General features: G+C 33.7%; 7 protein-coding genes. 6 read left to right on the plus strand and 1 reads right to left on the minus strand.

What is annotated here, in order from left to right:
• From RB622_RS29560 to RB622_RS29585, 6 genes are all read left to right on the plus strand, one after another.
• Window positions 1-180 (plus strand): hypothetical protein (locus tag RB622_RS29560; RefSeq protein ID WP_308050441.1); only part of this gene is annotated, 180 nt, incomplete at its 5' end.
• A 54-nt stretch (window positions 181-234) separates the two neighbouring features.
• Window positions 235-561, plus strand: a complete 327-nt coding sequence (locus tag RB622_RS29565; RefSeq protein WP_308050442.1) for a helix-turn-helix domain-containing protein — start codon at window positions 235-237, stop codon at window positions 559-561.
• A 17-nt stretch (window positions 562-578) separates the two neighbouring features.
• Window positions 579-2,012 carry a hypothetical protein gene (locus tag RB622_RS29570; RefSeq protein ID WP_308050443.1) on the plus strand — a complete coding sequence of 478 codons (1,434 nt, stop codon included), beginning with the start codon at window positions 579-581 and terminating at the stop codon, window positions 2,010-2,012.
• Window positions 2,013-2,249: 237 nt separating this feature from the next.
• Window positions 2,250-2,762, plus strand: coding sequence for a hypothetical protein (locus RB622_RS29575; RefSeq protein ID WP_308050444.1), 513 nt, complete (start codon window positions 2,250-2,252; stop codon window positions 2,760-2,762).
• 191 nt (window positions 2,763-2,953) lie between these two features.
• The gene (locus tag RB622_RS29580; RefSeq protein WP_308050445.1) at window positions 2,954-3,565 is read left to right on the plus strand and encodes a hypothetical protein; all 612 of its coding nucleotides are present in this window, start codon (window positions 2,954-2,956) and stop codon (window positions 3,563-3,565) included.
• Window positions 3,566-3,877: 312 nt separating this feature from the next.
• The gene (locus tag RB622_RS29585; protein ID WP_308050446.1) at window positions 3,878-6,409 is read left to right on the plus strand and encodes a DEAD/DEAH box helicase; all 2,532 of its coding nucleotides are present in this window, start codon (window positions 3,878-3,880) and stop codon (window positions 6,407-6,409) included.
• 348 nt (window positions 6,410-6,757) lie between these two features.
• Here the strand turns inward: RB622_RS29585 and RB622_RS29590 are convergent, their stop codons facing one another.
• The gene (locus tag RB622_RS29590) at window positions 6,758-8,788 is read right to left on the minus strand and encodes a hypothetical protein (RefSeq protein WP_308050447.1); all 2,031 of its coding nucleotides are present in this window, start codon (window positions 8,786-8,788) and stop codon (window positions 6,758-6,760) included.
• Window positions 8,789-9,350 lie beyond the last annotated feature (562 nt).

Below are 9,350 nucleotides of genomic sequence, written 5' to 3' on the forward strand. Positions count from 1 at the left end.
CGTGCCTCAGCCGCCCTTGACAAACTCAATAGCAAGCAAAAAAAACATTTGAAATCGAAAAGAAAAATTAAATTTGAATCAACTTTGACGACCAGACAGAGTTTAGATTACACTCCCTTCGAAGCTATTATCGTAAAAGGATTTCAAGGATTTGTAGGATCTCCTTCGTTTCCTTTCTAGGTCTTTTTCATTTCCTTTTGATTTGCATTATCATTAATTAAACAGAAAATGACAATGACCAATCAAGAAGAAGTTTTAGAATCTATTAAAACTATGCTCTTAGGAATGGAGCTGCTACTAAAACAAATTGCAGGTAACAATCCAATGCTTAGTACAAATTCATCTTCCTTCCTAACGGTGCAAGAAGCATCAGATTTATTATGTATTGCAAAACCAACACTGTATGCTAAGGTTTCAAAACGAGAAGTTCCACATTTTAAGAGAGGAAAAAAGCTCCTTTTTAAAAAGTCTGACCTAGTGAATATAATTGAAGGTAGCAAACGTAAGACCTATCAAGAAATCCGTGAAGAAAGTGAACAACGTAGAGCTAAACTTAAATAATCATAAACATGAAGTCTATGATCACCGAAGAGTTGAAGCTCGATTCCTCTTACGATAAAAAAGTTGAAGAGATAAAATATTTTCAAGAAGTTTATGTACCGTGTAACTTTAATATTGATTATCATCTTAGAGTTCACAAGCCCAGGCAATTTAAACCATCAAAAGATCGCCTCCTGTACATTCTAAATCTTTTAATAGAGATACCCTTAAGGGATAAAAGTTTGCTTGATCAGATCAGAGTTAATAGGCAAATTCCTTTTGTAAAATTATCCTCCCAAGTATTGAAAGCCAAAATTCACAATTACCAATTGTATTTGCATTATTTGATCGAAAGTGGAGTATTAGAAACTGATAACCACTATTCCATTGGGAAATTTTCGAAAGGATATAGATTTACGAGAAGATATCGCGGGATCGTTACGACAAAACGTATCACCGATGTTAAATTAGATGATTCTGAAAAATATCATCGGGATCTGGAAGAAGCAAAAAAAATCTATCCATATCTTATTTCTTGGTTTGATAATTTAGATTTCGATAGAGACTCCGCTTTGAAATATTTAAAAATTAAATTTTTAACCGAGGTGAGAGTTTTAAGAAATAAGGATGTCACAACTATGAAGCATAACATCTATCAATGTTCGGTAGCAAGATTTTCAAAAGAAAATTACTATTTCAAAGTTGATCATTATTCTAATAGGCTTCATACGAATTTAAGTAATTTAAAAAGTGAGTTGAGAAATTTCATTACGTTTAAAGGTGAGAAACTTACCAGTATTGATTTAAGTGGTTCTCAACCATTTTTAATATTAAATCTATTGAACCCTCAGTTTTACAATTCTGAAAATGATTGGTTTAGTTTAAAAAAAATTAATTATAATTTATCTATCTTAATCTCTCCTCCCGTCCTGTGCGCCCCTATTAAATCTATTATGTGCGGGACTTTTGAAGAAAATTGGATAATAGAAGAAATTGAAACTTATAAGCAATTGGTCAAGCATAATCAATTTTATGAGCATTGTATTAACATGTTTTCTAAAATTGAAAGAAAAAGAATCTCTCGTGGTGAGGTGAAGGAAATTATCTTTTCGGTACTATTTTCGTCTAACACCGACACCAATCCGTTTTTAGTGAATAATAAAAGAATATTTAGAGCAGTTTTTCCATTTATTTCGTCTGTACTGGATGCATGGAAAGCAGAAGAAACTAATAACCTCGCAAAGGTCTTGCAAAAAATGGAATCCTACTTATTTCTAGAATGCATTACAAGAAAAATAAACGATCAAAGACCAGATATTCCGTTATTTACAATTCATGATTCTATCGCGACTACGGAAAAACATGTAGCTCATGTAACAGATATAATGTTTGAAGAAATAAGTACTAAAACTGGCTATAATCCACATTTTAAAACCGAGGGCTGGACACCAAACAATTTATTTGCAAATTAGGGCAAAGATGAATATTCTTGCGTTCATAAACAGAAATCACAAATGACATAATCTTGCTTTAAATATTCGCTTTTAGCTAAAAATCCTGTTCAACGAAATCTGGTAAATTTTAATACACGACAGGGAGCACTAGTTAAACGCCTACGATATACGTGGGCGTTGCTTTGCTTTTGTCGTGTTGGCTTACCAGAGCCTCGTTGGACGAAGTAAATGTAACGTTCCACGTTTTTTTTTCTCATGAACAATCAAGCAAAAACCCGTAGCAAAAATCAGTGTAATATTTCTAACCAGATTTTAAAATCTCTTAGCGTTACACTTCTATTCTTTACCTTATTCTACATAAGTTCTGGATGCAGCCACCAGGACAGACAACAGGAGTTAACTGCTTTACAGAGGGAAAATCAATCCCTTAAGAATCGTTTAAAACAAGAGCGTACCAGTCTTACAAATACCTTAGAGACTCCTTCGTCTAATTTGCCACGTAAATATGGATACGTTGTACTTTACATAGAGCAAAGAGAAGGTTACCCTCCAGAAATTGTAAAATCGAAACATCTATCCAAAATTCATTCTATCTATGAAGAGGTCAATCCAGATATAGCCTCACGATTGTTGGATCTGGAGCAAGAAAGTTATTTAAGTTCTATTAATGCAAAAATAAATCATGCCAAAGTAATACAAAGAATATTAATGCATTTCGACACCTATGCAGAAGCCAGTACCGAGAGAGCACGCGAAATGGCAGAATAGATATTACAACCTCAATTGCTCTGAAACTAAGTACAATGGTTATAAATAAGATACTAACAGCATCTTGTAAAGCAGACCATTTAATTATCGTAACAGTATAGCATGAATTATTTATCCTTTGCACACCAAAGCATAAGGAAAGTTTCTAACCTTAAGTACATTCATTTTAATCACCCCTCAATTAGTCCTGTATGAAAATTTCAATTTTAACAGCATTTCTAGCTTTAATTACATTCTGCTCATTCGGCCAAAATTTCCTTCTTGAGCGTGGCCAAAGTGGTGCTCATATCGGAGGGCAGCTAGGCTTTGGAAAGGGCTCGACAATACTAGGTATATCTCCTGGTTTTACTTGGGATGGAAAATTGACACTCTCATTAACAGGAGGTCATGAGAGAAATAACGATTATGGAATAACTTCGAATTCAATCAAACCCTCCTTAAGCTACATGGTAGTCAAACAGGATAACGAAGGCATTCCTCTAAGCGTCTCCTTGGGAGCATCTTATCAGTTCAATTTCTTCCCAGACGATAAAGATCTAAAAGCTCATACACTCGGCTTAGATGTAGGTCTTTTTCATAGATTATATTTAAATGATCAGATTTCGATAATCCCTGGTGCATTAGTAGGTTGGGCTCAAACAACCGCTAAATATACGGGGTATGAAGACGAAAAGGTAAGTGGAGTCATAGGCGCATTTCAGACGTCGCTACTTGTGAATCAATTCCATATAACTCCTAGCGTACAATTTTCAAAAAATGCGACTGTTTTTAACTTGCTAATTGGATATATTTTCCCTTTTTAATTGGTCTGTTCAACATTTATAGAGATATGTGGAAACTGTTGAGCTAAATTCTGACAAAAAACTATGGGGCCATATCTAAACATTAACAAAACCCATCTTGCCATTAAACGAAATAATCAAATCTAATTAAAAATTATTTAGGCTATAATCAGATTTGATTACAGCCTAAATTTTTCTTTGAAAAAAATAAATCGGAAGTAATCAAATTTGATTATTGTGATACAACAATAAATCTTGACGACATTAGCATTTTTTTGAGTTTATCTGTATTATTAAATTCCAAAAATTTATTTAATAAATCCCTACTCTCAAATGAATATTTTTAGTCAAAAGCTTATTGAATCCGAAGAAAGGAAATTACCAATTGATCCTATTGAACTTTACCAAAATTGTCAATATGCGGATGGATATGCATACCTAAGAGGTATTCAAGAGGAAGTTTTAAAAACGTGGCACGACAAGAGACAGCAGAGAGATATCATTTGTAAAATGAATACTGGATCTGGTAAGACATTAACTGGACTTTTGATGCTTTACTCTAAAATGATTGAAAAGAATGAACCCGTCATGTTTGTTTGTCCAGATAATCAACTTGTAGAGCAAACCATTAAACAAGCAAAATATTATGGAATACCTGTTTGTGAGGCAAAGGTCAAAGCCCAATTGCCGCCCGACTTTCTCAACTCAAAAAAAATATTAGTCTGCACATTTGCAAAATTGTTTAATGGCAAATCAATTTTCAACAGAAATCAAATCAAAATAGCGGCTGTTGTACTTGACGATGCACATAAATGCGTTGATATTGCTAGAGAACAAACGTCTTTAAAGCTCCCTCGTACTCATAGCATTTCTAAAAGTTTATTCAGCCTTTTCCAAGAATCGTTGACTTATCAACAACCCGGATCTCTTAGACGACTTACTGATGGAGATCCTAGTTTAGCTATGAAAGTTCCTTATTGGACATGGATGGATAATCATGTAAAAATCCTTGAAATTATCAACAACTACATCCAAAACATAGACCCTTCCGATGATATAAGTTCTGATGATGGTATTAGATTCAAATGGAATTTCATGAGCGACAACTTATTATCGTATGAGTGTTATGTAGGTGGTGATACAATCGAAATCAATCCCAACCATGCTCCGTATCACGAGGTTCCAACATTTAGTGAAGCAGATCATAGGTATGTATTATCTGCAACATTTGAAGATGATTATGATTTACTTAAAGACCTTGGAATCGAATATCAAAGTATTCTTAATCCAATAGTACCGAAAGATCGAAAAGATGTTGGACGAAGATTAATTTTGGCACCTACTCGATTTGATCCTCAACTAACTGATACCGAACTAAGAAATTTCATTGGCGAACATAAAAAGGAAGAACTAAACATTGTCGTACTTGTTCCTTCAACTCAACGAACAATCGAGTGGACAAAAATTGGAGCAACATATGTTGATAAAAATAACATAGAAGATGCCTTGAAGCAACTGTCAACTTCTCAAGGACACTTTATGGTATTCAATAATAAGTACGATGGAATCGATTTAAATGGAAATCATTGCAGAGTTCTAGTTATAGACGGCTTGCCTATCTCAGGATCGGTTCAAGAATTATATTCCGAAACGCGACAAGATATAATGAAAGCTGGAAAAAGGGCTCAAAAGATAGAACAAGGTTTAGGCAGAGCAGTTAGGTCTGGAAGTGATTTTTGCGTGGTATATGCTATGGGGCTCGACCTAATCAGTTTTTTAGGATTGGAAAAAAATCTAAGCCATTTTACTCCCGTCACTCGCGGACAGCTGAAACTTGGATTAAAATTACTAGATAATAAACCTGTCACCAATTCTCTCGAGTTAATAAAAGAAACAGCCTCATATTGTCTAACTCAAAATGCAGATTGGATTAGATTTCATTCTGGTGAATTAACCAAGATAGATTCAGATGATGCTAATATAAAACGGCTCCATTTTCTTGAACTTGCAGAAATCGAACGTAAGGCTCTTGCATTATTTAATAAGCGGTTGTATTCGCAAGCAGCCCAAATGGTACTAGACAATGCAGTTAATAAACTTCTTATTGATTCTCCAAAGGAGAAGGGATGGTATTATCAATTTGCCGCACAGCTAGTATACCTAGGTGACAAAGCATTGTCAAATGATTTACAAGGGAAGGCGTGCGAATTCGCTCTAGGTATGTTCCACCCGCCTCATGGGTATATTTACAAAAAAATTTTACGAAAAAATGGCTCGCAACCATCACTTGTTTTAAGGTACCTTGCCAAATTTGAGAGACCTCAGGACATCTTAGTTCACATACATTATATTTTGGAGGGGTTACAATATATTCCAGAAATCTCAGCCAAAATTTTTGAAAGCAGACTTGAGGAGTTGGGTAAATTACTAGGATTTACCTCTTATCAGCCAGAATTGAACTTAGGCAAAGGTCCGGATGTCATCTGGATATTAGCTGATGGTCATTATTTAATCCTTGAGGCCAAATCAAGGGCAATACATGACGAAATATCTAAGGATAATAGTAAACAACTATTGCATTCAATTGAATGGTTCAAACAGCAATATCATGAGTCATCTGAATTTACTGCCGTCACCTTACAAAATGCTTTAAAAAAAGGAGATGCAGTCACAATCACTGATACGATGAAAGTATTAGATAAAGAAGCTTTAAACGATTTAAGACAAAATTTACTTCAATTTGGTAATTCCTTACAATCGGTAAGTCCTAAGGCTCAGACCGTCGAAAATATTTCGACGCTTTTAGAAGTACACTCTTTTACTTCAACTCTTTTTAGAAGAAAATATCTTCGCAAAATACTTTAAGTCATTAAGTAGAAACATGTAAATACAATTTCATGTCTAATTCGTGGATATGAGATTGTATTTAATCACTTATCTCTCAATACATTCCCACCAGTGTTTGAGAAGCCCCTCCTTTTAGATTTAATTTGTGAACACTAGTATTGGGTTGCTGCTTAGAAGCAAAATATTGAATAATAAAAAATCCGAGTCTAAAAAAACTCATACGTATAAAGATTTCATCCTTTGTATGTGTATTTTTAGCTCCCTCAGGGACACAAAACACTGACTATGCAATTCTATCAATCATTGCGTATTTTATCCCCTAATCGACATTTAAAGGCTCAGCTCATTTAAAATCAATATAAATGATTAACTATCCCATTCCCTCATTAAATCAATAGAAAGGTTCGAAACAGTATCAGTTTGAAGATCCAAAATTTCATTCCACTTGGCACTATTTTTATCAATTACATCAATGTAATTGATCATCATTTTCCTCCACTCATTTCTTTTCTCTAGCCAATCCTTGCTCTTAGAATTATGAGTCCAAAGTATATCATTAAATTCAAACTCTTTCTTTTTTAACTTATCGATAAGAAAACCGCAAATTATCCAATTTTCATTGCTATAATGACCCCAATTAAAGTATCTTTTATTGACCGCAAACTCCAGTATGTCGCTTTGCCATATTTTTACTTCTCCAAGCTCGTCCAAGAAATCTTTTAGCAAATTTTCATCAATTTCATCCTTAAAGAATAGCCAATTCAACCAACACTTTACTATGATATTTGCATGCCTCTTACACGAAGTCGCATTAACTCTTAATAGACGTTGAATTTTTTCGAAATTCCCAACACATTCATCTGATTTGAGACTTCCTTCATTTCCACGACATGATCTCACAAATCTTCTACTAACTTCAATTTCATCTTTGTCCGAAAATCCAACGAATTTTAAAACTATATTAATTTTTTTAAACTGGTCTAAGTTTTTAAGTTTTATTGACTGCTTAAAGTATAAAAAGACAGTATAATAAGTGTTGTAAAAGATTCCGTTTTGTTCTATTGGATTTGGCTGAGAAGAAACAGACATTGGAATATAATAACTTAAAACTTTTTTTAAAATAACCACAGATCTCTCAAAGCTGTCCTTTACAATTAACTCGTTATCCGCGTTCTTTAAAATCCTAGTGGTTCCTATTTGATAACTGGATGGTAAAAGCTTTATGTAATTCATAAAATATGCACTATTCGATTTGGCGATTGACCTTTCCAATAAATACTCGACAATATCAAATATGTATATTAACGTGAGACGTCTATTGCTAGCTACGGCAATTTCAATACAATGATAAATTTGCGAATATGTCTTAACACAAAAAGCTTGACTTATATACTCGTGGTCTAAACCGAATTGAATAAGAGATTTTAAAGACCCAAGATTTCTATGTATTGAGGGGAAATCTGCTATTTCAATTGTTTTATTTAAATAACTATCAAAATAGTCGATATAATTGTTAGACTCCATCCGAATCTTAGATTTGGTCAAACTAAATATCTCATTGTACTCAATATGATCACTTCGTCCAGAGTCTGAAAACGTAGATATAGGTTGTGTAACGTTTTTGCCAATAAAGTAATCAAAATTAAACTCAGCGTTTTCTCCTAAGTAATTTGCTAACAACCTAAGGTCTATGTCATATATTTCAAAGGCTCCCTCAATTATCTCATGTTCATGGGATAAATTTTTTATACTATCTCCTTTAGCCAATAACCATTCTTCGAAATATTCTTTACTTGTTATTCTGATACAATCATCAACAATAAGATCGTTAAGCTCTGCAAGCATACCACTCTCAATGTAGGATTGTATTTTGGAGGTGTCTGTAAAATTAAGAAGATCACGAAATAGTACAATTAAAAAAAACAGCCCAATTACCACCAAAAAACTTCCAGCTTGTATTAACCTATCCAATATTTCACCATTTATAACGTCCTGAAACGTAGACAGACCGATCAGCGAGGCGATAGTCCAACAAATGAAATAAAGGACTGGTTGAAACTTCGACTTTTTAAAAAGCAACTTATAAATAAATGATTCCTTGTTTGCAAGATTTGTAAGCAAAAAACCTATTACAGCCAAAGTCATACTTATAACTGTAGCCAAATTTGAAATGCGTTGTTCTAATACTTTAAGCCCAGTCTCATGACAAAGAGCAACCCAGGGAATAAAACAAGCAATGAGATAAACACCAAAAATTGTAGCCCCGATTGATAAAAAACTATATCTGAAATATAAGAGACTCAAACGATCCACAAGACTCGTTCTAAGTTTCAGATCAGCATATTTTTCCTTTAACTTTTTTTCTGTTTGATGACGGAGGGAATATAATAGTTGCATTACTAAAATTAAAAAATGCTACAAGTTGATTTAAAACAATAGAAACTCCATAGATAGAAAAGTAATCCATCTATAAAAGAAGTTATGTTTACTAAAAAAACAGATGTATATCTATACGGTTACCCCTTATTGAACAACCCCCCACTAGTGTTTGAGTAGTTCGGTACACCCCGTCTTTTAAATTTAATTTGTGAACGTCAATATTAGGTAGCTCATCTGCGGCTAAATATTGTACGATAAAAAAAGCCAGAATCTAAGAAAACCTATACATTTATAGCATATAAATGTTTCATCCTGTTTATGTGTGGTTTTTAATGCCTCAGAGACACCTAAAGGCTACCAGGATATAATACAAGTCGTAAGGCACTTCTACCCTTAACATCGTTGTTTTTTAAATCACCTTAATACATATTAGAATTTCAATTCTTCCAACTTTCGGATTGTTTAGGATCAAGCTGAAAAGTTGGGGGGAATGAAATAAATTATTTGCTTTGTAGCCCGAACCAATCCCGTTTGTGTTGAACGAATCCTATCAAGCCTTAGTCCGTATCCTTTTGCCAGA

It is taken from the genome of Dyadobacter sp. LHD-138, assembly GCF_030929615.1.
In the GTDB taxonomy this organism is placed as follows: Bacteria; Bacteroidota; Bacteroidia; order Cytophagales; family Spirosomataceae; genus Dyadobacter.

Excerpts from the sequence above, each read along its gene's own strand:
- RB622_RS29590 (WP_308050447.1), bottom strand. The coding sequence starts at position 8,788 with ATGCAACTATTATATTCCCTCCGTCATCAAACAGAAAAAAAGTTAAAG.
- RB622_RS29570 (WP_308050443.1), top strand. The coding sequence starts at position 579 with ATGATCACCGAAGAGTTGAAGCTCGATTCCTCTTACGATAAAAAAGTT.
- RB622_RS29580 (WP_308050445.1), top strand. The coding sequence starts at position 2,954 with ATGAAAATTTCAATTTTAACAGCATTTCTAGCTTTAATTACATTCTGC.
- RB622_RS29575 (WP_308050444.1), top strand. The coding sequence starts at position 2,250 with ATGAACAATCAAGCAAAAACCCGTAGCAAAAATCAGTGTAATATTTCT.
- RB622_RS29585 (WP_308050446.1), top strand. The coding sequence starts at position 3,878 with ATGAATATTTTTAGTCAAAAGCTTATTGAATCCGAAGAAAGGAAATTA.
- RB622_RS29565 (WP_308050442.1), top strand. The coding sequence starts at position 235 with ATGACCAATCAAGAAGAAGTTTTAGAATCTATTAAAACTATGCTCTTA.